Raw genomic sequence first — 21,800 nt, forward strand, 5'->3', positions numbered from 1 at the left:
GCGTCAGGGCAGGGCGGCCCGGCGCTGCGAACGCCGCTTGCGCATCCTGGCCAGCCGGAAGCGCAGCTTCGCGTCGCGCAGGAGCGAGGGCGGCAGCTCGGTTATCATGCGCAGGCCCGCCACGCTGGAGCCGTTGCGGATGGCGCGCAAGGTGCGGCCGACCACCTGCTCCACCATCTCGCGCCGTTCGATCTCGCCTTCCTCCGCCACCATCGACAGGCGATGCACGGCATAGAGGCCGAAGACGCCGGCGAGCAGGAAGTAGAAATCCCAGTGGCTCAGCCGGAACGGGAACGACAGCGTGCCCGCCGGGCTGCTCCAGCTGAGCAGGAGTTCGAGCTGGCGCGCCGCGAAGAAGTCCGCCAGCAAGCCGCCGACGATCGGCGCCAGCCCCGCGGCCAGCGCGATCGCCATCGCGTTGGTGGCGACATAGGCGGTGGCCGCGCCCTTGGGGGAGAGCTTGAGCGCGATGTTGGTGGAGGCGAGCGTCACGCCGGCGACCGAGGCGCCCATCAGCAAATGCAGGAACGCCAGCCAGCCGATCACGAAGATGTCGTTGCTCGATTGCGAGGCGCCGATCATCGCCACGATGCTGAGGATGTAGGCCGGGGCGGAGACGAGCAGGACCGACTTGTTGGAGAACCGGTCGGTGAGCGCGCCCCAGAAGCGCAGCGCGAACAGGTTGGCGAGCTGGCTGAGGGCGCTCAGCACCATGACCATGCTGACGTCGAAGCCCAGCTGCTTGACGATGAACACCGTGAAGAAGGGGGTTGCGAGGTTCACCGCCACCTGCCAGCTGACCACGAAGATCAGCAGGCGGCGGAAGTTCACGTCCGACAGCGGGGCCCGCAGCAGTTCAAGGAGCGAGATGTGCCCGCTGGGCGGGGGCATCGCCGGCTCCGGGATGCGGCTGACCACCGTCGCGCTCAGCAGCCCGGTGACGCAGCCCACCACGAACATGGCGGCGAACGCCAGGCTGCGGTCGGCCGAGCCTTCGGTCGTGCGCTCCAGGATGAAGGCGGCCGCGAGCCCGGCGACGAGGGTGATCCCCGCGGTCCAGGTGGTGCGGCGCGCGAAGACGTTGCCGAGGCGGTCCTCCGGCGCCAGGTCGCGGATCCAGGCGTTCCAGGCGCACGATCCGAACGCGCTGAGCCCGCACAGGACATATTGTGCGAGGAGGAAGACGAGCAGCGGCAAGGCGCCGGTGAAGAAGGCGGTCGCCGCCATGACGAGCAGCATCGCCCGCCCGATCGCGCTGGTAACCACGGCGATGCGCTTGCGCGCCCGCAGGCGCTCCACCACCGAGATGGCGGGGAGCTGGAGCAGCTGGGTGATGAACGGCGCGCTGGCGAGGACGCCGACCCACAGATTGCTGGCGCCCAGATGCAGGGCGAACGCAGTCAGGATGACGCCGCTCGTCAGCGCGCCGGTGCCGCTCGAGAAGGCTGCTTCCAGCACCAGCAGCCGCAGGCCGCTTTCCCGTTCCGCGCTGCTGATCTCGGTCTGGGGAGCCAGGCTCATGCGGTGCCTCCTGGGGTCTGGCCACGACCAGCCCCGGGGGCGCGGTTCCGGCCGGGGCGCATGGCTCAGGCGGTCTTCTGCCGGATGGGCTCGACCCGGAGCATGGCGACATCGCAGCGCGAGGAGCGCGTCAGAACGAACAGGATGGCTTCGGCGATCTCCTCGGCGAAGAGCATCTCCCCCTGCGCGATCGCCGCGCGCTGCTCCTCCGCCGTACAGGGCTGCATGTCGCTACCGACCGAGCCCGGCTCGATCACCGTCACCCGCACGCCCTTGTCGCCCACCTCCTTGCGCAGCGTGAGCGCGAAGCTGTTCACGCCGCCCTTGGTCGCTGCGTAGACGCTTTCCCCCGGAGCCATGATCTCGGGGCTGATCGAGCTGACCAGCACGACGATCCCGGACCCTTGCGCGATCATGCGCTCGAGCGCGGCGCGGGTGCAGCCCATGTAGCCGAGCAGATTGGTCTCGACCGCATAGCGCCAGTCCTCCTCGCGCATCTCGTGGATCGGCTGGGCGCCGAGGGCGGCGCAGCAGATCAGCACATCGATCCCGCCCAACCGCTCGTCCACCGTGGCGAAGACGGTCCGGATATCGGCTGCCGTGCTCGCATCCGCGGTGAGGCCGCATTCCGGCGGCAGTCCCGCCTCGCGCAGTACCTCTCCGAGCGGGGCCTCCTCGCGGCCGAAGGTGAGCAGCCTTGCATCGCGCGCAGCGAGCGCCCGCACCGTCGCCCGGCCGATCCCGGTGGTGCCGCCCGTGACGAGGATGCGCTTGCCGGCGAGATTTTCGTGCGGTGTCTTTTCCTGTCTCATGCCGGCCCAACGGTGCGAGGCCGCAGTAAGTTTCGCGGCCGGGCGCAAGTCTGCCGCACCCGAGGCGCGCCGGCGCGAAACGCGCTGCGGGTCGCCTAACCTGGATCAGCGGCACCCTCGGCCGCTCGCACCCGCGGAAACATTCGGGAACCGGATTGCGTTCAGCCCAGGCTCGTCAAAGGGAAGGGGCAGGCCATGTCGCAGGACGCTTTGCTGGACGCCATCACACCGGAAACCGCCTTCGCATGCGCGGTGCTGACCGCCAAAGAGGAACCGGTCGTCCGCGCGCGGCAGGGCGGGCTCGACCTCGAAGTGCGGCAGGACCGCGAGACGCTCTGGCTCATCCTGCGGCGCGGCAGGAACGGCGGGCTGGCGCTGCGCATGCCGGTGTTCAGCCCCGATGCCGAGTGCCGCGTGGTGAAGGTCGCCGATTCGCTGGCGGCGGTGGAATGCAAGGGCAGCCTCGGCACCGCGCGCCTCACCGTCTTCGGAGAGCCCTTCGGGCTGGAACAGCTGCGCGCCAAGCTGGACTTCAAGCCGGCGCGCGACCTGGCCCTGGAGTGGGTCCCGCGCGACCTGGTCCCATTCGACGCGGAAGGAGACGTGGCGGCGACGGCGGGCACCATCGAGGCGCAGCAGCGCAAGATGAACACCGGCCTGCTCTACTTCTCGCTGAATCGCCCCGCCTTCGGCAAGGTGCTCTACCTGCAGAACTTCACCGCGCTGAACGACTACTTCAACGCCACCGGCAGCAAGCCGGAGGCCGCGGTGGGCGGGCATTGGCCGGACATCGGATACCGCCCTCCGTGTCATCCGGAAACCGGCAAGGCGGTGCTCGCGAAGGGGCGGGAACTGACGCTCTACGACACGATCCTCTCGATCCGCGGCTATCCCCAGAACGGAGAAGCGGATTCCGCCTGGCAGTTCCTCGACATGCTCGGGTCCCTGTACCACTGGCTGTCCCCGCCCGAACCGGCCTTCCACGACTGGTCGGCGCGGGCCGATCGCACGGTGGCGGACCTCGTGAAGGCCCCGGATACCCGCGTGCGCCACTATGGCCACACCTACTTCCACCCTTACACCGCCGCCGAGTACCCGGATTCGATGGTGCAACTGGCGATCGCGTCCGCCTTGAAGGACCACGGCCGGTGGCGCGGCGAAGAGCATCCGCTGGTGAAGGAGATCATGGCCGGGCTGGGCAAGTTCTACGATCCCGCCCTCAAGACCCTGCGCCGCTACCTGCCCAACGTCGGGGACGACAAGGACCCGGACGCCGTGGACAGCTGGTATCTTTACCACCCGCTGCTCAACCTCTCCAACCTGGCGCTCAGCGGCGACGAGAAGGCGCGCGAACTGTTCCTGGCCTCGATCGACTACGGCATCCGCGCCGCGCACCACTTCGAGTACAAGTGGCCGATCATGTACAAGATCGACGACTTTCGCGTCATCACCGAGATCGCCGAAGCCGACGACCGCGGGCAGACCGACGTAGGCGGGATCTACGCCTGGGTCATGCTCCAGGCCTTCGAGCTCACCCGCGACACCCGGTTCCTGACAGAGGCGGAGAAGGCGATCGAAGCGGCGCAGGGCATGCGCTTCGACCTGAACTACCAGGCCAACCTCACCGCCTGGGGCGCCGCCGCCTGCATCCGGCTGTGGCGGATCACCAACCGCGCCGATCACCTGAAGCAGAGCTACGTCTATCTCGCCAGCTTCTTCCACAACTCCCAGGTCTGGAAGAGCGACATCGGCCTCTCGCGCCACTGGACGAACTTCCTGGGCGTCACCTGCCTGCAGGACGCGCCCTACATGGCGGCCTACGAGTGCTTCGACAGCTACGCCGCCTTCGAGCGCTACCTCGACTACGTAGGCGCGGACATCATTCCGGGCGTGAAGCTGCTGGTCAACGAATTCTGCCGTCATGCCCTGGACCGAGCCTGGTACTATTACCCGGACGCCCTGCCCGAAGAGGCCCTGGCGACGGAGAACCGCAACGGGCACATCGATCGCGATCTCAGCTTCCCGCTGGAGGACCTCTACCCTGACGGGCAGCAGGCGGGGCAGGTGGGCCAGGAGATCTACGGCGCGGGAGCGGCGATGATCTACGCGACGCGGGTGCTGCATCGGATCGAGAACGCTCCGTTCCTGCTGTTCTGCGACAGCTTTGTGCGCGCGATCCACCGGCTGGACGAGCATACGCTCAACTTGCGGGTCGACGGCCACGAGACGACCCCCTCCCGCTTCGCGCTTCTGCCGCTGGACGGGAAGGCTGCCGGGCTGGCGCCCAGGATGTGGACGGCGAACCGGACGCCGCTCACATTCAAGCAGGTCGACGGGCGCTTCGAGACCTGGGTTCCCTCGAACAATTCCCTGCTACTCAGCTGGAAAGAGCAGAGCTGACGAAGGCGGCTGAGCATCAACGAGGCTTTCGCCTGCGCCGGGAGCAAGGCACGCATCGGCACGGCTTTCATCGCCATGGAGATGGAGCCGCCGGCGCGCTAGCGGCCGCCGACGACGACCGGCTCGCTCTCCGGCATCCAGGGCGCGTGGCGCACCATCACCGCGGCGAACAGCTCGGAACCCACGTGTCCCTGCAGCCAGGCTCGCACCCGCGGCAGCGGCTGCGCCACGAACCAGTCCGGCTCCACGGCGGCGAACTGCCGCACGAACGGCATGATCGCCGCATCGGTCATCCCGCGCGCCGGTCCGTCGAGTTGCTCCGCGCCCTCGAGCCGCCGTTCCAGGACGCGCAGGAACTCCGCGCCCAGCGCGCGATGCACCGTGGGATCGGCGCCGTGGCGCTGCGGATACTTGTACCGGTCCAGGTCGTGCTTGAAGCCGGTGTCCGCCCGCGCGATCAGCTCCCCGTCGGCGCGAGGCAGCCATCCTTCCGGGTCGCTCTTGGCCAGAGCCCAGCGCATGATGTCCAGGCTCTGGTCGATCACCGCGCCGTCGGGTAGGACCAGCACGGGGACCGTTCCCTTGGGCGAAGCGTCCAGCAGGGAGGGGGGCTTGGCGCTCAGCTTGACCTCGCGCAGCACGTGGCGTGTGCTGCTCACCGCCAGTGCCAACCGCGCCCGCATCGCATAGGGGCAGCGACGGAAGCTGTAGAGGACGGGGTCAGTCGGCCTGCTCATGGCCGTGCCCATGCTCTCCGTGAACCGCTCCGACGTGCGCCTGGCCGCGGCGGGCGGCAAGCGTCTCCTGCCGGTGCCGCTCGCGATAGGACGCGCGCTGCGCCTCGCTGCGCTCGCCATGGCAGGCGGGGCAGCTCACGCCGGCTTCGTACAGCGGCGAGGCCAGGTCCGCCCCGGCGAGGGGACGACGGCACGCGTGACAGAGCTCGTAGTTGCCCTGGGCCAGGCCGTGGCCGATCGTCACCCGCTGGTCGAACACGAAGCACTCGCCGCGCCACAGGCTCTCGTCCTGCGGAACCGTCTCCAGGTACTTGAGGATGCCGCCCTTCAGATGGAAAACATCCTCGACCCCCTCCTGCTTGAGGAACGCCGTGGACTTTTCGCAGCGAATGCCGCCGGTGCAGAACATCGCCACCTTCGGCTGGCGTCCGGCGCCCAGCAGCGCCGCGCGCTGGCTGCGGAACCACTCCGGAAAGTCACGGAAGCTGCTCGTCTGCGGATCGATCGCACCCTGGAAGGTGCCCACGGCCACTTCGTAGCTGTTGCGCGTGTCGATCACGATCGTGTCGGGGTCGGAGATGAGCGCGTTCCAATCGCCCGGCTCGACATAAGTGCCGACGCTGGCCCGCGGATCGATGGCGGGCTCGCCCATCGTCACGATCTCGCGCTTCACGCGCACCTTCATGCGATGGAACGGCATCGTCGAAGCGGATGAGAGCTTCACGTCGAGATCGGCGCAGTCGGGCAGGCCGCGGATATAGTTCAGGATATCGCCGATCGCCTCGGGCGTGCCGGCGATCGTGCCGTTGATCCCTTCGGCGGCCAGCAGCAGGGTCCCGCGCAGGCCCAGAGCGCCGCACAGGTCCTGCAGAGGCCCCTGCATCGCGGCGGGATCGGCAAAGCGAGCGAAACGGTACAGGGCCGCCACGCAGAGCGGCGGGCGAGGATCACAAGGAGACACGGACATGACTCGCGCCATAGCGCCCTTCGTCCAGAACGTCAGCAGCCAGCGGCCGGCGCCGTAAAGCGGTCAGCCGAAGCGGGAGAGCCCGGGGAGGGCGGAGTCTGGCCTCGAACGCGGGTTGAACATCAAGTTCGCCTGAGCGACGGAACACATCGAACCGCTGACCAGTGGCGTCTTGGGCTCGTCTAAACCCAAGATGGCGAAGACTGATCTCCCTCTCGTGGCTGGGAAACATCCTGCTGCTTCAAGCGGAAATCTCCCCGTGCGAGCTCAAGGCTCAGGGCATTCGGCGGCGGATTGGCCATGCACACATTGTCGTTCCAGCGCTTCCGACACGAGTACTTTGGACCGGCTGACGAACTGGCGAACGATGCGAAGGAGGGCGGCGGAACAGGTCCGGCTCCTTCTGACCGGCATCGTGAGGTATGCCCTCTTTCGATGCTACGGGACCAATGCCAGCCCCGTGACTTCCCGGATTGATGCAAGGGTTAATCCCGATGCGCGCGTATGAGCTACCCTTCTAGGCTGCTCCGGATGGCCCTATGGCATAGCCAAGCTGGAGAACGTCATGCCCAAGTCGCAACCGAATATCCTCGTCATCTTCGGCGACGACATTGGCTATTGGAACATCAGTTCCTTTGGCGGAGATACGATGGGCGTCGAAACGCCCAACATCGACCGCATCGGCAAGGAAGGGATCAAGCTGACCTCGTTCTACGCGCAGCCGTCCTGCACGGCGGGGCGCGCAGCGTTCATCACCGGGCAGATGCCGGCGCGCACGGGCCTGACTACAGTGGGCGCCGCCGGCGCGCCGCAGGGCCTGTCGGACAAGGATCCTACGATCGCCCAGATCCTCAAGATGGCCGGCTATGCCACCGCCCAGTTCGGCAAGAACCATCTGGGCGACCGCGAGGAGCACCTGCCCCACCGCCATGGTTTCGACGAGTACTTCGGCAACCTCTATCACCTGAATGCGAACGAGGACCCCGAAGACCCTGACCGTCCTCAGAACAAGGAATTCCAGGATCGCTGGCAGGTCCGCGGTCTGGTCTCGGGAACCGCTGACGGCGAGACGAAGGACGAAGGCGCACTCGATACCGAGCGGATGAAGACCATCGACGACGAGATCGTCGCCAAGACCTCCGATTTCATGGAACGGCAGGTCAAGGCCGACAAACCGTTCTTCGTCTGGCACTGCGCCAGTCGCATGCACGTGTTCACCCATATGCTCGACGAGCGGCGCGGCGTATCGCGCGCGTCCGAGGCGGACATCTATGGCGACGGCCTTGCCGAGCATGACGGGCACGTCGGCCAACTGCTGGCCAAGCTGGATGAACTGGGCATCACCGAAGACACCATCGTCGTCTACACGACAGATAATGGGGCCTATCAGTACATGTGGCCCGAGGGCGGCACCTCGCCGTTCCGCGGCGACAAGGGCACGACCTGGGAGGGCGGCGTGCGCGTGCCCTGCGTGGTGCGCTATCCGGGCAAGATCCCAGCGGGCCAGGTCAGCTCGGACATCGTCGCCATGGAGGACTTCTTCATGACCTTCGCGTCGCTGGTCGGCATGCCCGACATCGGCGAGAAGCTGAAGAAGGGTGTCGAGCACGAAGGCAAGACCTACAAGGTCCACCTCGACGGCTACGACCAGACCGCGCTGTTCACGGGTACCGGCCCCTCCACCCGCAAGCACTATTTCTATTACGACGAGACCGAACTGACCGGCGTGCGCTATGGCCCGTGGAAGGTGACGATCGCCGCGAAGATGGAGGGCAAGTGGGACAATCCGCTGGTTCACCTGGGGCGGCCGATGATCACGAACATCCTCATGGACCCATTCGAGCGCCAATGGGGCGACGTCAATCGCAAGCTGGCCGAGCACAAGGGCTGGGTCCTGCTGCCGATCGTAGACTTCATGACCAAGCACGTGATGACCTTCCAGGAATTCCCGCCCCGGCAGGAAGCCATGTCCGCCGACTTCTCGAAGCTGATCGACAAGTTCAAGGAGCAGGCCGCGCGCGACTGACGCAGGCCGATTGCTGTAACCGAAAGGGCTGCCGCGGGCTCACCTGCGGCAGCCATTTCTGCGTTGCAGGTGAGCTTGATGCTAGCGGGGATTTGCTGTGCGGCACCGCGACGGAAGGTCGCGCAGTCCGTCGCGGGCTGCGTGACCTTGCCGATTGGCCTGCCGCTACTGCTTGGCGTGCTTTGCCTTCAGCAACAGGTCGTGGTCGTGGTGGGATTCGCCGGTGATGTCGATCGTCACCGTCTCGATCGTGCCGGAGAAGGTGCCTCCGGTCGGACCGTAGTCCTCCACGACGGGTTCGCCCGCGTCCTGACCGATGTCCATGAAATCGTCGAAGGAGAACACGGCGGGCACCGTCTTCTCGACGCGCCCCTTGCCGATGGCCTTGCCGTCGGCCTTCAAGGTGACCTCGCCCCCCTTACCTGCGCCGCCGCCATCGTAGACGAATTCGAGCAGGATCTCGTGCTTGCCTTCGCCGATGGCCTCGTCCGCCCGCACGGTGAAGGTCTCCAGGCCCACCCAGTTATGAGCGTAGGCGAGCACGCCGTCCTTCACGTAAAGACACCATCCTCCGAACTTTCCGCCCTGCGCGATGATCGCCCCGTTGGCGGGCTCTGCGCCAAGCTCGACCTCGGCGGTGACGGTGAAGTTGGTGTTCTTGATGTTGGGGACGGTATTCTCGTTCATACGCGTCATGCCCGGCAGGAAGGTCATCGAAGTGCGCCCGTTGAGCAGGTCCGGGCGGCCGGCGACGCGCGCATCGAAGCGCTCGCGTTGGCGCGGGTCGAGCGGCAGGACGTTGTACTTGCTTGCCTCGATCAGGAAGCGGTCCTGCAGCTTGCGCAGCATTTCCGGGTTTTCCGCCGCGATGTTGTGCGCCTGCGTCCAGTCATCCGGACCATAGAGTTCCCAGGTATCATCCTCGATCTCGCCGACCTTTTCCCGCTCATCCGGCCACGGCAGGCGATGCATGGTCATCGCGGTCCAGCCTTCGTGATAGATGCCCCGGTTGCACCCGATCTCGAAATACTGGGTCGTGCGCCGATCCGCGGCCTCAGGCTCGTCGAACAGATAGGCCATGCTCGTGCCTTCCAGCGGCTTCTGCTGGATCCCGTTGACGAAGTCGGGTTCGGGCACTCCGGCCAGTTCCAGGATGGTCGGCGCGATGTCGATCAGGTGGTGGAACTGGTGGCGCATCTCGCCCTTCGCCTTGATCCGTTCGGGCCACCGCATCGTCATGCCCACGCGCGTGCCGCCCCAGTGCGACGCCACGATCTTGCTCCACTGGTAGGGCGTGTTCATCGCGTGCGCCCATCCCGAGGGCATGTGGTTGAACGCGTTGGGACCGCCGATCTCGTCGAGGCGCGGCAGGATATCCGCGGTCGTCATGCCGATGCTGTTCTGGAACGCCATCTCGTTGAAGGTGCCGTAAGGACCCGCTTCCGCTGACGAGCCGTTGTCGCCCAGGATGTAGATCACCAGCGTATCGTCAAGCACCCCGCGCCTTTCGAGCGTGTCGAGCAGGCGGCCCACCTGATGGTCGGTGTGCGTGGCGAAGGCGGCATAGGTTTCGGCGAGGCGGCACGACACCTTGCGATCGTCGTCGGTCAGTTCGTCCCACTCGGGCAGCCATTCGGTGGGCGCGGTCAATTCGGCGTCCTGGGGGACGACGCCCAGTTCCTTCTGCTTCTCGAAGGTGATCTCGCGCTGCCGGACGTAGCCGTGGTCGAACTTGCCCTTGTACTGGTCGATCCATTCCTTGGGCACATGATGCGGCGCGTGCGTGGCACCGAACGAGAGATAGGCGAACCACGGCTTGTCGGGCGTGAAGGTCTGCAGCGAGCCGGTCCAGTTGATGACCTGATCGACCAGATCCTCGGACAGGTGATAGCCGTCCTCGATCGACTTGGGCTGCTCGATGGGGGTGACACCGTCGATCAGCGGCGGGGCGTACTGGTTGGTATCGCCGCCCAGGAAGCCGTAGAACTTCTCGAACCCATCCCCGATCGGCCAGTGGTCGAACGGTCCGGAGGGGCTGGTCTCCCATGTCGGCGTCTGGTGCATCTTGCCGAAGGCGCCGGTGTTGTAGCCATTGTACTTCAGGATCTGCGCGATGGTGGCGCAGGTATCGGGGCGCAGCCCGGTGTTGCCCGGCATCGCGGTGGCGACTTCGGTAATGCCGCCCATGTTCACCGTATGATGGTTGCGCCCGCACAGCATGGCCTGCCGCGAAGGCGAGCACAGCGCCGTGGTGTGGAAGCGCGTGAAGCGGATGCCCTCCTTTGCCACCCGTTCGGCATTGGGCATCAGGCACGGACCGCCGAACGCGCTGCTGGCGCCGAAGCCCATGTCGTCGATCAGCACGATCAGCACGTTGGGCGCGCCTGCTGGCGGGCGGAGGAATGCCTTGGGTTCAGGCCGTTGGGCCTCCTTGGCGTTCATCGGGGTGTCGTGCGGAGGCACACGCTCCGGGATCGGCAGGACGTAACGGTTCAGTTCAGGATGGGCCTTTGGCATCGTCATGCGTGTTTCCTCGTCCGTTGGGTGACCGTGCAGGGCGGCACAAGGCTCTGCGGCAACGCGATTACTGAGTGGCGATGGCGATCTTCACCTGATGGGCCAGGTCGTCGAACTCGACGTCGCTGATGTCGACCAGCACGCGCTTGATCGTGCCGTTGAAGTTCGCCGGGCTCTTGTAGAGCTTGGAGACGGGCGTGATCAGATCGCAGCCGATGTCGAAGCTTTCCCCCACGGTAAAGCGGGCGCCCACCTGCTGGTCGAACGTGCCTTCGCCGATCACGGCTTCGCCCTGACGCAGTGTCGCCTTGCCGCCGGTGGCGAATTCGCCCTCGTTGTCGCAGACGATCTGGACCGACAGCACGTGGTGGCCCGCCGGGATCGGCTCCTTCGACTGCACGCGGTAGCGCTCGGTGTTGAACCAGTTGTGCTCCCAGTAGAGCGTGCCATCCTTCAGGAAGAAGGAATAGCCGCCTGCCTCGCCGCCGCAGCAGGCCAGCACGCCATCGCCGCCGCCTTCTGGAATCTCGACTTCGGCGGCGATGGTGTGGTCGATGTTCTTGGTGGGCGGCGATGCCGGTTCCGGGATGCGGGTGGTGCCGGGCAGGTACACGAACTGCTTCTTGCCCCGCAGGTAGCTGGGCTTGAGGTTCACGTCGGCCCGCTCGACGAAGCGATCGTCCAGCGGCAGGACGTTGTACTTGGCCGCCTCGGCCCAGAACATGTCCTGCAGCTCGCGCAGCTTCGCCGGTTCCTTGTCCGCAAGGTCGTTGGCCTGGCTGAAGTCCTCCTCGATGTTGTAGAGTTCCCAGGTATCGTTGTCGAAATCGGGCGATGAACCCGATGTCTGCCACGGCAGCTTGCCGTGGCGGGCGCCTGCCACCCATCCGTCATGATAGAGCGCGCGGTTGCCGAACATCTCGAAATACTGCGTGCGGCGGCTCGAAGGCGCGCTCTCGTCCGCCCAGGTATAGGCCATGCTGACACCCTCGATCGGCTTTTGCGGCACGCCGTTGATCGTTATCGGCTCGGTGACGCCGGCAGCCTCCAGGATGGTGGGCACGATGTCGATCGCATGGTGGAACTGGTTGCGAAGGCCGCCCGCATCGGTGATCCGGCCCGGCCAGCTCATGACCATGCCGTTGCGGGTGCCGCCAAAATGCGAGGCCACCTGCTTGCACCACTGGAAGGGCGAGGAACCCGCCCAGCACCACGGCACCGGGTAGTGGTTCTCGTGGCTGGTGCTGCCCAGCTCGTCGATGACCTTGAGCATCTCCTCGACGCTGTCGGCATAGCCGTGCTGGCTCTTCATGTTGTTGACGGTGCCGGTCAGCGTCCCTTCGGCGCTGGGGCCGTTGTCACCCACGACGTAGATGATGAGGGTATCCTCGCGCAGGCCCATCGTTTCCAGCGCGTCGATCACGCGACCAAGCTGGTGATCGACATGTTCGAGAAAGCCCGCGAAGACCTCCTGCATGCGAGCGTAGAGGCGCTTTTCATCCGCGCTGCAATCGTCCCATGCGGGCATCGAATCCGGGCGCGGGGTGAGCTGCGTTCCTGCCGGGACGACGCCCAGCTTGATCTGGCGCTCCAGCGTTTCCTCGCGCACCTTGTCCCAGCCCTGATCGAACTGGCCCTTGTACTTGTCGGCGAATTCCTTGGGGCTGTGATGCGGCGCGTGCGCCGCTCCCGGTGCCCAGTAGGCGAAGAACGGCTTGTCAGGCGCGCTGGCCTTCTGGCTGCCGATCCATGCGATGGCCTTGTCCGCCATGGCGGAGCTCAGGTGATAGCTATCATCGCCTTCCGGCTTCTCGATGGGCAGCGTGTTCTCGATCAGCGGGGGATCCCAGTTGTTGGTCTCGCCGCCCATGAAGCCGTAGAAGTATTCGAACCCGTGGCCCGTCGGCCAGCGGTCGAACGGCCCGGCTGGACTGGTCTCGAAATCCGGGGTGTTGTGCCACTTGCCGAATGCCGCGGTGTTGTAGTTGTTCAGCCGCAGCGTCTGCGCCACGCAAGCCGCATTCTCCGGCCAGCGACCGTCATAGCCTGGAAAGCCCGTCGCCAGTTCCATGATGATGCCGGTGTGCATCGAATGGTGATTGCGCCCCGACAGGATTGCAGCCCGCGTGGGCGAGCAAAGCGCGGTGGTGTGGAAGCGGTTGTAGCGGATACCCTGCGTTGCCAGCTTCTCCAGCGTGGGTGTGTTCACCGGCCCGCCGAAGGTGGAGGCATGACCGAATCCCACATCGTCCAGCAGCACCAGCAGGACATTGGGCGCCCCGTCCGGAGCACGCGGGACATCGGGGACGACGGCCTCGGAGTCGGTATAGGTCCGTCCGATCCTTCCGGAAAAATGCGTGTCCGTTTGCGGATAGGGAAGGATCGTCTGGGTCATCCATGCTCTCCGATCACTCACATGCGCTGCCGCGCCATTTTCGCGCGACAAGAGCCCGCCAAGCCCCACGACGGGACTCGGTGGATTCATCCATGACGCTAGTTCGAGGATCAGCGGGCACTATCGGGGAGAACCCGGAGAACGACCTGCGCAGACCGCAAATCTCAGGGGCTGTGTCAGAACGCTGACGTGCCGGTGGACGGCCGAGCTTCGATAGATTTCCGAAGGCTTGCGACACCAACCTTAGAAGCCATCATGTGGAACCCGACCGCCGCGCCCCATAGGCCGACAGGTTGTAAATGCGCCGGACGCTGCCCGCCACCATGTGCGCCCACGCGCGTTCGATGCCGTCGGGGTTCCACTTGTCAGAAATCAGGGTTTTTTCCAGCTGTCGGCGGCTCTCGCCAAACAGGATTTTGGAGGCCCGAGCCGGAATCGAACCGGCGTGCAAGGATTTGCAGTCCTCTGCGTAACCACTCCGCCATCGGGCCGCCGTGTGGAGGAATGCGCGCCTAGCAACCGATCGCGGCGAGTGCAATGGGATTCGCGCGATCTGCGGGGCATTTCGCACGGGGGGCGGGGGAGGGCGCCCGGCGGCGGAACCGGGCCGTGCTGCGGGGACTTCCTTGTCGACCCGGGTTGCCGCTATCGAGGGTTCGGCAGCCGTCGGGGAGCGCTGCGGAGGCTGCACCTATGATCTTGGGAGTTGTGTTGGCCGGAGGGCTGTCGAGCCGGTTCGGGAGCGACAAGGCGCTCGCCGAGCTGGACGGGCATACGCTGCTCGCGCGCGCCGTCGATGGGCTGGCGGGGTGGTGCGAGCATGTCGTCGTGGCCGGCCGCGAAACCGCGCCTGCGCCCACCATCCCGGACTGGCCGCGGGCGGGCATGGGTCCGCTGGGCGGCCTGGCGGCGGCGCTGCACCTCGCCTACGACGAGGGCTACGATGCCGTGCTCAGCTGCGGCGTCGATGCGGGCCTGATGCCGCGCAACCTGCTCGCTCTTCTCGGCGCGGCGCCCGCTTGCCTGGAGGCACAACCGGTGATCGGCCTCTGGCCCGCCGCGGCAAGCCCGCTGCTCGACAGCCTGCTGCACGGCCCCGAGCCCCACGCGATGTACCGCTTTGCCGACAGCGTTGGCGCCCGGCGGGTGGCATTGGAGACGCCTGTTCCGAACATCAACACGCCCGGCGATCTCGCCGCGCTGCGCCAGCGCCTGCGGCCCGGCGGCTGATCCTCAGCAGGCGACGCCGAGCGATGTCGGACCGGCCAGCGGGCGCCGCGCGGAAGCCAGGGCAACGGCGGTGGGCGCCTCGGAGACCGGCCCCGAGCGCCTTGCCGTAAGCACGTAGCCGGTGCTGGTGGTGACGATGATCCCCGCCATGCCGACGAAGCCCAGCTTGCGGCGCAGGCGCGACATGTGGACGGCGATGCTGTTGGTCTCGGGCACGAAGCCCATGCGCCAGACATCGTGGATCAGTTCCGGCTTGCTGACCGGCGTGCCTGGCACGTCCGCGAGGCGCCAGATCAGCGCGAACTCGCGCGGGTTGAGATTGAGCGCCTTGCCCTGGCCGTAAGCCTCACGGGCGAGGAGGTCGAGTTCGAGGTCGCCGAGGTGGCGCCTGCGCGGAATCCACTGCGTAACCTCCGCGAGCCGGCCGGCGCGAGCGGCGAGTTCTTCCAGCTCGACCGCGTCGGTCAGGGCGTCGCCGAATCCCGCCTCGATCAGCATCGTGCGCTCCCTGGCCGTTGCCGGCGCGAGCACCAGGACGAACCTGCGGCTCTTCTCCGGCAAGGCCAGGACGCGGGCCCAGGCCGCCTCGTCGAGCGTGCCGGTGCAGTAGATGCCGATGCATCCGCTGGAGGGCGCCCCCGCCCCCTCCAGCGTCCAGCCCCGGCGCCTCAGGTCGAACTGGAAGGCCATCGGGCAGCCCTCCAGCCATCGGAAACGGAACGTCGGATCCCTGCCATCTGGTGTCGCCATTTGCCCCTCACTGCCCGGCTTGCCGTTGAAGGGGCACCATGCCGCTGCAGGTCTAGGGAACAACACATATATTCTTACAGGCTGGCGGATTTCCGGCCTGTAAGCGCCTGTCACCTGGCAAAAATCGTGGTTTACGAGGCCGCGGGCGTGTTGACTCCCATCGATGTCAGGTAGCGCTTCACGTTGCGCGCCGCCTGGCGAAGGCGCTGCTCGTTCTCGACCATGGCGATTCGCACGTAGCCCTCGCCGTCCTCGCCGTAGCCCACGCCCGGGGCCACCGCGACTTCGGCATGGGTCAGAAGCTGCTTGGAGAACTCCAGGCTGCCCATTTCCTTCAGTGCGGGCGGCAGCGGGGCCCAGGCGAACATCGACGCCTTGGGTGCCGGGATGTCCCAACCGGCACGGCCGAACGCCTCGACCATGACGTCGCGGCGCTTCTGATAGAGCTGGCGGTTGCGCTCGACGATGTCCTGCGGGCCATTGAGCGCGGCGCAGGCGGCGGCCTGGATCGGCGTGAAGGCGCCGTAGTCGAGGTAGGACTTCACGCGGGTGAGGGCGGCGATCAGCTTCGGGTTGCCCACCGCGAAGCCGATACGCCAGCCCGCCATCGAGTAGGTCTTGCTCATCGAGGTGAATTCCACTGCGACGTCCTTGGCGCCGGGCACCTCCAGGATCGAGCGCGTGGGATTGCCGTCGTAGTAGAGTTCGGAATAGGCGAGGTCGGAGAGGATCCAGACCTTGTTCTCCTTCGCCCAGGCGACGAGGCGCTCGTAGAAGGCGAGATCCACCGTCTCGGCGGTCGGATTGGAGGGATAGTTGACGATCAGGATCGACGGGCGCGGCACCGTGAAGGCCATCGCGCGGTCGAGCGAGCGCCAGTAGTCCTCGTCCGGGGTGGTCGGCACCGAGCGGATGGTGGCGCCGGCGATGATGAAGCCGAAGGTGTGGATCGGATAGCTGGGATTGGGCGCCAGCACCACGTCGCCGGGCGCGGTGATCGCGGTCGCCAGGCTGGCGAGGCCTTCCTTCGAGCCCATCGTCACCACGACCTCGGTCTCGGGATCGAGCTCGACGTTGAACCGGTTGGCGTAGTAGTTGGCTTGGGCGCGGCGCAATCCGGGGATGCCCTTGGACTGTGAATAGCCGTGCGCGTCGGGCTTCTGGGCCACCTCGCACAGCTTGTCGAGCACGTGCTGGGGCGGCGGCAGGTCGGGGTTGCCCATGCCGAGGTCGATGATGTCCTTGCCCGCCTGGCGTGCTGCATGCCGCATCGCGTTCACTTCGGCGATGACATAGGGCGGCAGTCGCTTGATGCGGTAGAACTCGTCTTCCATGACCTCTTGTATCCAGTAGCGTCGCGGCAGGATCGCCGCAGCGTCCCTGTAGGGGATTACGCTCGTTGCGCAAATGGCTGATCTTCGCAAAGATCATTGCCCGCAAAGCGCGCGGAACGGACTCGACAGGACGCGGCGGGATCGCCACATCGAAGCTTGCCGGGTTTCCTTGGAGAGTGATTGCCGATGGCCACCGACGCCGCCGACCCTGTCAGCGACGCCACGCGCGCCCAGACGCAGGCCCTGGCCGCGCTGTTTTCGCCGCTGCTTCCGGCAGAGGGATCGCCGCAGGCCGAAGCGGCCGTGCAGTGGGGCGAGATCTTCGGTCGGCTGCAGGCGACATGGACCCAGTTTCAGGTCGAGCAGCTGAGCAAGGTGGCGACGGAGGCGCCCTCGCACTTCGTCGATCCGGCGAAGTGGATCGCCACCGCCGAGAGCGTGCTGCGGCAGCTGCCTCTGGCGAATCCCGAGGTCCAGCAGGGGCTCTGGAACGAGGGGCTGAACCTGGTCAACGCGGTGTTCGGCCAGTTCGGCCTCGGCCCGAGGGCGGGCGAGGCTGCGGACGAGCCGCAGTTCCCGCGCAGTGACCGCCGTTTCGCGGATCCCGAATGGCGGCGCCAGCCGTTCTTCGCCGCGCTCCACCAGACCTACCTGCTGCTGAGCGAGCAGGTCGTCGGCATGGCGGAGGCGATGGAGGGCCTGGAGCCGGCGCGCAAGGCGCAGCTTCTGTTCGCCACTCGCGCCCTGGTGGACGCGCTGAGCCCGGCGAACTTTCCCCTGACCAACCCGGTCGCGCTGGCACGGGCCGCGGAAACCCGGGGCGAGAGCCTGGTGCGCGGGTTCGAGAACCTGCTCGAGGACGTGCGCAAGGGCCAGTTGACGCACACCCGCGCCGACGCTTTCGTGCTGGGCGAGAACATCGCCGTCACCCCGGGCAAGGTGGTGTACGAGACGCCGCTGTTCCAGCTCATCCAGTACACCCCCACGACCGAGACGGTGCTCGCCACGCCGCTGGTGATCTTCCCGCCGTGGATCAACCGCTTCTATATCCTCGACCTCAACGCCAAGAAGAGCTTCGTGCGCTGGGCGGTGGAGCAGGGGATCACCGTCTTCATGGTCTCGTGGAAGTCGGCCGACGCGTCGATGGCGGGGATCGCCTGGGACGACTACATCGGCGCGCAGATGGAGGCGATCGACGTCGTGCGCGAGCGCCTGAGGGTCCCCGCGGTCCATGCCATCGGCTACTGCGTGGCGGGCACCACGCTGGCCGCCACCCTGGCGCTGCTGGCGCGCCGGGGAGAGGCCGGGAAGGTCGCCAGCGCCACCTTCTTCACCGCCCAGGTCGACTTCGCGGAGGCGGGCGACCTCAAGCACTTCGTCGACGACCAGCAGATCGAGACGCTCGGCCATCTCTCGCCCGAGGGCTACCTCGACGGCCGCTACCTGGCGGCCACGTTCAACATCCTGCGCGGCAACGACCTCATCTGGAACTACGTCGAGCGCAATTACCTCAAGGGCGAGGATTATCCGGCGTTCGACCTGCTCCACTGGAACGGCGACGTCACCAACCTGCCCGCGCGCTGGCACCGTGATTACCTGCGCGATCTCTATCGCGACAACCGGATGGTGGTGCCCGACTCGCTGCAGGCCTGCGGCATGCCGATCGATCTGCGCCGGATCGCGACGCCGGTTTACATCCAGGCCGGGCGCGAGGACCACATCGCCCCGCCCGCCAGCGTCTGGAAGCTGACGCGCTACCTGGCAGGGCCCTGGACCTTCCTGCTCGCCGGCTCCGGGCACATCGCCGGCGTGGTCAATCCGCCGTCCTCGGGCAAGTACCAGTACTGGACCAACGACACCGGTGCCGAGACGCTGGACCAGTTCATCGCCGGCGCGCAGGAGCATCCGGGCAGTTGGTGGCCGCACTGGGCGCAGTGGCTGAAGGCGCTGGACGCCCGCGAGGTCCCGGCCCGCGGCAAGCGGCGCCCCGGAGGCCGCGGCGACCCGGTGATCGAGGATGCGCCGGGGCGCTACGTCTCGACGCGCTAAGCGGCTCTGGTGTGCGTTGCAGCATTCCCATTGTGCAGTGCAACATAACAGCGGTTGACTTCGCGCATGCAAAATCCTATTTTGCATCGCAGCAAGGACTTGGTGCGACTCGGACGGCGCGCCGAAGGGAGCCGGAGCGGACTTCGGCGCACACGTTTTCACTGGGGCTGGATGGAACCGATGGCCGACAATGAAGACCCGAAGATCACCATTCCCGCTGCCGAGCCGCAGGCGTCGGCGGTAGAAATGCCGGCCAAGCCGACGCCGCCGCTGGCTGCCGCGCCGCAGGCTCCCAAGCCCGAGGCTGCAAAGCCTGCGTCGACGGCCGCTTCGGCGGCGGCGCTCGCCGCGCCGCTCAAGACGCCCGTCGCCGCTCCGCTGAAGGATTCGGGAGCTCCGCTGAAGGGGCCGGCGAAGAGGGTGGCGAAGGCGCCGCTCGCCGATGCGCCGGTGGCCAAGCCCGGGCGCAAGCCCAAGATCAAGATGAACCCGGCCGCTGCGGTGAAACCGAAGCCGGTCGAGGCTGTTGTTCCGGCCAGGGTCGCTCCGACCCTTCCGGCCACCAAGGTCGTCAAGGACGTGGGGAGCGCGGCTGCGGCCGCGCCTGTTCCGAAGGCGGCCACTCCCATTGCGGCGCCCAAGACCGCATCCAACGAAAAGCCCGTCTTCGCAGGACTATTCAGCAACTTCATGCTCGAGGATACAACAATGGACATGAGCGCGAACTTCACCGGTTTCCAGGACGCCATCACCCAGGCGCAGGCCAAGGCCCGCGCCGCTTTCGACAAGAGCACCAGCGCGTTGGGCGAGGCGAGCGAGTTCGCCAAGGGCAACGTCGAGGCCATGGTCGAATCGAGCAAGATCTTCGCCGAGGGCGTGCAGGGCCTCGGCTCCGAGATCGTGGCCGAGAGCCGCACCGCCTTCGAGGCGTTCTCGGGTGACATCAAGGAACTCGCCGCCGCCAAGTCGCCGACCGACTTCTTCAAGATCCAGAGCGATCTCGTGCGCAAGAACCTCGACACCGCAGTCGCGTACGGTTCGAAGAACAGCGAAGCCATGCTCAAGCTGTTCAGCGACACTTTCGCGCCGCTGTCGGGCCGCATGAGCATCGCCATCGAGAAGGCCCGCTCGGCCGCGGTGGTCTGAGCCCGGCGCAGCCGGCCGGGCGCGCACCACGCGCCCGGCCGGACGCCTCCCCTGCGCGAGAATGTTCGCGCGGGCATCTTGTTATCGGGGGCTCCGGTACGATATTCTGGGCACCATGATTCCCCCGATCGCCGATTCCGACCTTTTGCGCCCCCTCGCTGCGTCCCTGTGGACGATGGCGGGGGACGACGGTGATTCCGATCGCGGCACGGGCGACGACCACCAGGTGGGCATCGCCACCAAGGCGCGCGCCAAGCCCAAGAAGCCCAGCCAGTTCAAGGTGCTGATGCTGAACGACGACTACACCCCGATGGAGTTCGTGGTGATGGTCCTCAAGCGCTTCTTCCACATGGACCTGGAGCAGGCGACGCGGGTGATGCTCCACGTCCACCAGAAGGGCGTCGGCGTCTGCGGCATCTTCCCCTACGAGATCGCGGAAACCAAGGTGAACCAGGTGATGGATTTCGCCCGGCAGAACCAGCATCCGCTCCAGTGCACGCTGGAGAAGGCCTGAGCCTCGTCCCCGCCCGGCGATTTTGCGTCGGCCGGAACTTCCCGCTCCGCGCAAGGTTGTACGGCTCGCCCGCCTGGTGGCGGCTGCGGCGTCCCGCCGGACCTGCGACAAATCGCTTTGCCCTCCCGGTGCGAGCCGTTAAGGGCGGGGAGAACGGTTGAGTGACGACGGCTAAGTGAAGTTCTTCAACGCCATAGACCGGTACATCTTCCGCCTCGTGCTGATGCCGATGCTGGGCATATTCCTGCTCGCCGCATCGCTGCTCGTCCTGGACAAGATGTTGCGCCTGTTCGATTTTGTCGCCACCGAGGGCGGCCCGATCGGCGTCGTCTTCAAGATGCTGGCGAACATGCTGCCCGAATACGCCAGCCTCGCGATCCCGCTGGGGCTGATGATCGGCATTCTGCTCGCCTTCCGCAAGCTGGCCACCAGCAGCGAACTGGACGTGATGCGCGCGGTCGGCCTCAGCTATACGCGCATGCTCCGGGTGCCCTACATCATCACGCTGGTTCTGGTGGGCTGCAACTTCGCGATCGTCGGCTATCTCCAGCCGCTCGCCCGCTACTACTACGAGGAGCTCAACTACGAGCTCAAGTCCGGTGCGCTGGGCGCCTCGATCAAGGTGGGCGAGTTCACCGCGCTCAAGGACCGGATCGCGCTGCGCATCGACGAGAGCCGCGACGACGGACGCCGCCTGATGGGCATCTTCGCGCGCGTCGCCAACGACAAGGGCCAGGTGCTTTCCATCTCCGCGCGCGAGGGGCGGTTCCTGGCGCTGAAGAACAGCCCCGACACGATCATCTTCCGGCTCGAGCAGGGCCAGATCATCCAGGACCAGCCGGGCCAGCCCTCGCGCGTGCTCACCTTCACGCGCCACGACCTGCCGATCGAGCTTCCCGCCATCGAGAAGTTCCGCGAACGCGGCGGCCAGGAGCGCGAGTACCTGCTGCCCGAGCTCATGAAGATGGGCTGGAACAACGAAGTGCCCAAGGAGAACCGCGTCTCCAGCCAGGCCAACTTCAACTACCGCGTGGTCGAGGTCATCATGATGCTGCTGCTGCCGCTGCTCGGCGTGGCGCTCGCGATCCCGCCCAAGCGCTCGACCTCCGCGCTCGGCCTGTTCGTCTCGATCGTGATGGTGGTGGCCTACCACAAGGTCAACCAGTACGCGAACGACGTCGCCTCGCTGGGGCGGATCAATCCCATCCTCGGCCTCTGGGGCCCGTTCCTGGTCTTCGCCGCGCTCATCCTGTGGATGTACTGGCGCGTCGCCTACGTGCCCGGCGGGCAGGCGATCGGCTGGCTCGAGACCGCCTCCGACAAGGTGGTCAAGCGCGTGAAGTCGCTGCTGCGCCGCCAGCGCCGCGGCCCGATCCTGCCGGCCCCAGCGGACCAGACCTGA

16 protein-coding genes and 1 tRNA gene are annotated in these 21,800 nt (G+C 66.6%); 7 read left to right on the top strand and 10 right to left on the bottom strand.

Going from position 1 to position 21,800, the window contains the following annotated elements; translation table 11 throughout:
* Nucleotides 1-3: 3 nt before the first annotated feature.
* Nucleotides 4-1,521: an MFS transporter gene (locus ACFFJC_RS15370; protein WP_379488363.1), complete on the bottom strand. Its 1,518-nt coding sequence runs from the start codon at nucleotides 1,519-1,521 to the stop codon at nucleotides 4-6.
* A gap of 65 nt (nucleotides 1,522-1,586) precedes the next feature.
* A complete protein-coding gene (locus ACFFJC_RS15375; RefSeq protein ID WP_379488364.1) occupies nucleotides 1,587-2,333 on the bottom strand; it encodes an SDR family oxidoreductase in 747 nt (248 codons plus the stop codon).
* Nucleotides 2,334-2,528: 195 nt separating this feature from the next.
* Here ACFFJC_RS15375 and ACFFJC_RS15380 point away from each other — a divergent pair, with 195 nt between their 5' ends.
* Nucleotides 2,529-4,733, top strand: coding sequence for a hypothetical protein (locus ACFFJC_RS15380; protein ID WP_379488365.1), 2,205 nt, complete (start codon nucleotides 2,529-2,531; stop codon nucleotides 4,731-4,733).
* A 98-nt stretch (nucleotides 4,734-4,831) separates the two neighbouring features.
* Here ACFFJC_RS15380 and ACFFJC_RS15385 read toward each other — a convergent pair whose 3' ends face one another.
* The gene (locus ACFFJC_RS15385; protein ID WP_379488366.1) at nucleotides 4,832-5,470 is read right to left on the bottom strand and encodes a glutathione S-transferase; all 639 of its coding nucleotides are present in this window, start codon (nucleotides 5,468-5,470) and stop codon (nucleotides 4,832-4,834) included.
* Nucleotides 5,454-6,437 carry an oxygen-dependent tRNA uridine(34) hydroxylase TrhO gene (gene trhO, locus ACFFJC_RS15390; protein ID WP_379556227.1) on the bottom strand — a complete coding sequence of 328 codons (984 nt, stop codon included), beginning with the start codon at nucleotides 6,435-6,437 and terminating at the stop codon, nucleotides 5,454-5,456. The genes ACFFJC_RS15385 and trhO overlap by 17 nt, the downstream gene beginning before the upstream one ends.
* Nucleotides 6,438-7,002: 565 nt before the next feature.
* On the opposite strand from trhO, the gene ACFFJC_RS15395 reads away from it, so the two are divergent.
* Complete coding sequence (locus ACFFJC_RS15395; RefSeq protein WP_379488368.1) at nucleotides 7,003-8,463, top strand: arylsulfatase; 1,461 nt, start codon at nucleotides 7,003-7,005, stop codon at nucleotides 8,461-8,463.
* A 165-nt stretch (nucleotides 8,464-8,628) separates the two neighbouring features.
* Here ACFFJC_RS15395 and ACFFJC_RS15400 read toward each other — a convergent pair whose 3' ends face one another.
* From ACFFJC_RS15400 to ACFFJC_RS15415, 4 genes are all read right to left on the bottom strand, one after another.
* Complete coding sequence (locus tag ACFFJC_RS15400) at nucleotides 8,629-10,986, bottom strand: arylsulfatase (protein ID WP_379488369.1); 2,358 nt, start codon at nucleotides 10,984-10,986, stop codon at nucleotides 8,629-8,631.
* Nucleotides 10,987-11,047: 61 nt separating this feature from the next.
* Nucleotides 11,048-13,375 (bottom strand): arylsulfatase, encoded by a 2,328-nt coding sequence (locus ACFFJC_RS15405; RefSeq protein ID WP_379488370.1) that lies wholly within the window; start codon nucleotides 13,373-13,375, stop codon nucleotides 11,048-11,050.
* A 253-nt stretch (nucleotides 13,376-13,628) separates the two neighbouring features.
* Entirely contained in the window at nucleotides 13,629-13,826 is a 198-nt protein-coding gene (locus tag ACFFJC_RS15410) for a hypothetical protein (RefSeq protein ID WP_379488371.1), read from the bottom strand.
* Nucleotides 13,793-13,866, bottom strand: a tRNA-Cys gene (locus tag ACFFJC_RS15415). Before ACFFJC_RS15415 ends, ACFFJC_RS15410 begins: the two co-directional genes overlap by 34 nt.
* A 202-nt stretch (nucleotides 13,867-14,068) precedes the next feature.
* Here ACFFJC_RS15415 and mobA point away from each other — a divergent pair.
* Nucleotides 14,069-14,605, top strand: a complete 537-nt coding sequence (gene mobA, locus ACFFJC_RS15420; protein ID WP_379488372.1) for a molybdenum cofactor guanylyltransferase — start codon at nucleotides 14,069-14,071, stop codon at nucleotides 14,603-14,605.
* Between the two features lie 3 nt (nucleotides 14,606-14,608).
* Here mobA and ACFFJC_RS15425 read toward each other — a convergent pair whose 3' ends face one another.
* Entirely contained in the window at nucleotides 14,609-15,295 is a 687-nt protein-coding gene (locus tag ACFFJC_RS15425) for a winged helix-turn-helix domain-containing protein (protein WP_379488373.1), read from the bottom strand.
* 191 nt (nucleotides 15,296-15,486) lie between these two features.
* Complete coding sequence (locus tag ACFFJC_RS15430; RefSeq protein ID WP_379488374.1) at nucleotides 15,487-16,689, bottom strand: LL-diaminopimelate aminotransferase; 1,203 nt, start codon at nucleotides 16,687-16,689, stop codon at nucleotides 15,487-15,489.
* Nucleotides 16,690-16,875: 186 nt separating this feature from the next.
* Here ACFFJC_RS15430 and ACFFJC_RS15435 point away from each other — a divergent pair, with 186 nt between their 5' ends.
* The 4 genes from ACFFJC_RS15435 (at nucleotide 16,876) to lptF (ending at nucleotide 21,800) form a co-directional block, all read left to right on the top strand.
* The gene (locus tag ACFFJC_RS15435) at nucleotides 16,876-18,738 is read left to right on the top strand and encodes a PHA/PHB synthase family protein (protein WP_379488375.1); all 1,863 of its coding nucleotides are present in this window, start codon (nucleotides 16,876-16,878) and stop codon (nucleotides 18,736-18,738) included.
* Between the two features lie 180 nt (nucleotides 18,739-18,918).
* On the top strand, nucleotides 18,919-19,884 hold the full coding sequence (locus ACFFJC_RS15440; protein ID WP_379488376.1) for a phasin family protein: 966 nt from the start codon (nucleotides 18,919-18,921) through the stop codon (nucleotides 19,882-19,884).
* A gap of 175 nt (nucleotides 19,885-20,059) precedes the next feature.
* Entirely contained in the window at nucleotides 20,060-20,398 is a 339-nt protein-coding gene (gene clpS / locus ACFFJC_RS15445; RefSeq protein WP_379488424.1) for an ATP-dependent Clp protease adapter ClpS, read from the top strand.
* A 175-nt stretch (nucleotides 20,399-20,573) separates the two neighbouring features.
* Entirely contained in the window at nucleotides 20,574-21,800 is a 1,227-nt protein-coding gene (gene lptF / locus ACFFJC_RS15450) for an LPS export ABC transporter permease LptF (RefSeq protein WP_379488377.1), read from the top strand.

It is taken from the genome of Novosphingobium soli (assembly GCF_042432915.1).
Lineage (GTDB): Bacteria > Pseudomonadota > Alphaproteobacteria > Sphingomonadales > Sphingomonadaceae > Novosphingobium > Novosphingobium soli.

Coding starts and splice junctions, on each gene's coding strand:
- ACFFJC_RS15370 (WP_379488363.1), bottom strand. CDS start 1,521: ATGAGCCTGGCTCCCCAGACCGAGATCAGCAGCGCGGAACGGGAAAGC.
- ACFFJC_RS15375 (WP_379488364.1), bottom strand. CDS start 2,333: ATGAGACAGGAAAAGACACCGCACGAAAATCTCGCCGGCAAGCGCATC.
- ACFFJC_RS15380 (WP_379488365.1), top strand. CDS start 2,529: ATGTCGCAGGACGCTTTGCTGGACGCCATCACACCGGAAACCGCCTTC.
- ACFFJC_RS15385 (WP_379488366.1), bottom strand. CDS start 5,470: ATGAGCAGGCCGACTGACCCCGTCCTCTACAGCTTCCGTCGCTGCCCC.
- trhO (WP_379556227.1), bottom strand. CDS start 6,437: ATGTCCGTGTCTCCTTGTGATCCTCGCCCGCCGCTCTGCGTGGCGGCC.
- ACFFJC_RS15395 (WP_379488368.1), top strand. CDS start 7,003: ATGCCCAAGTCGCAACCGAATATCCTCGTCATCTTCGGCGACGACATT.
- ACFFJC_RS15400 (WP_379488369.1), bottom strand. CDS start 10,986: ATGACGATGCCAAAGGCCCATCCTGAACTGAACCGTTACGTCCTGCCG.
- ACFFJC_RS15405 (WP_379488370.1), bottom strand. CDS start 13,375: ATGACCCAGACGATCCTTCCCTATCCGCAAACGGACACGCATTTTTCC.
- mobA (WP_379488372.1), top strand. CDS start 14,069: ATGATCTTGGGAGTTGTGTTGGCCGGAGGGCTGTCGAGCCGGTTCGGG.
- ACFFJC_RS15425 (WP_379488373.1), bottom strand. CDS start 15,295: ATGGCCTTCCAGTTCGACCTGAGGCGCCGGGGCTGGACGCTGGAGGGG.
- ACFFJC_RS15430 (WP_379488374.1), bottom strand. CDS start 16,689: ATGGAAGACGAGTTCTACCGCATCAAGCGACTGCCGCCCTATGTCATC.
- ACFFJC_RS15435 (WP_379488375.1), top strand. CDS start 16,876: ATGGCCACCGACGCCGCCGACCCTGTCAGCGACGCCACGCGCGCCCAG.
- ACFFJC_RS15440 (WP_379488376.1), top strand. CDS start 18,919: ATGGCCGACAATGAAGACCCGAAGATCACCATTCCCGCTGCCGAGCCG.
- clpS (WP_379488424.1), top strand. CDS start 20,060: ATGGCGGGGGACGACGGTGATTCCGATCGCGGCACGGGCGACGACCAC.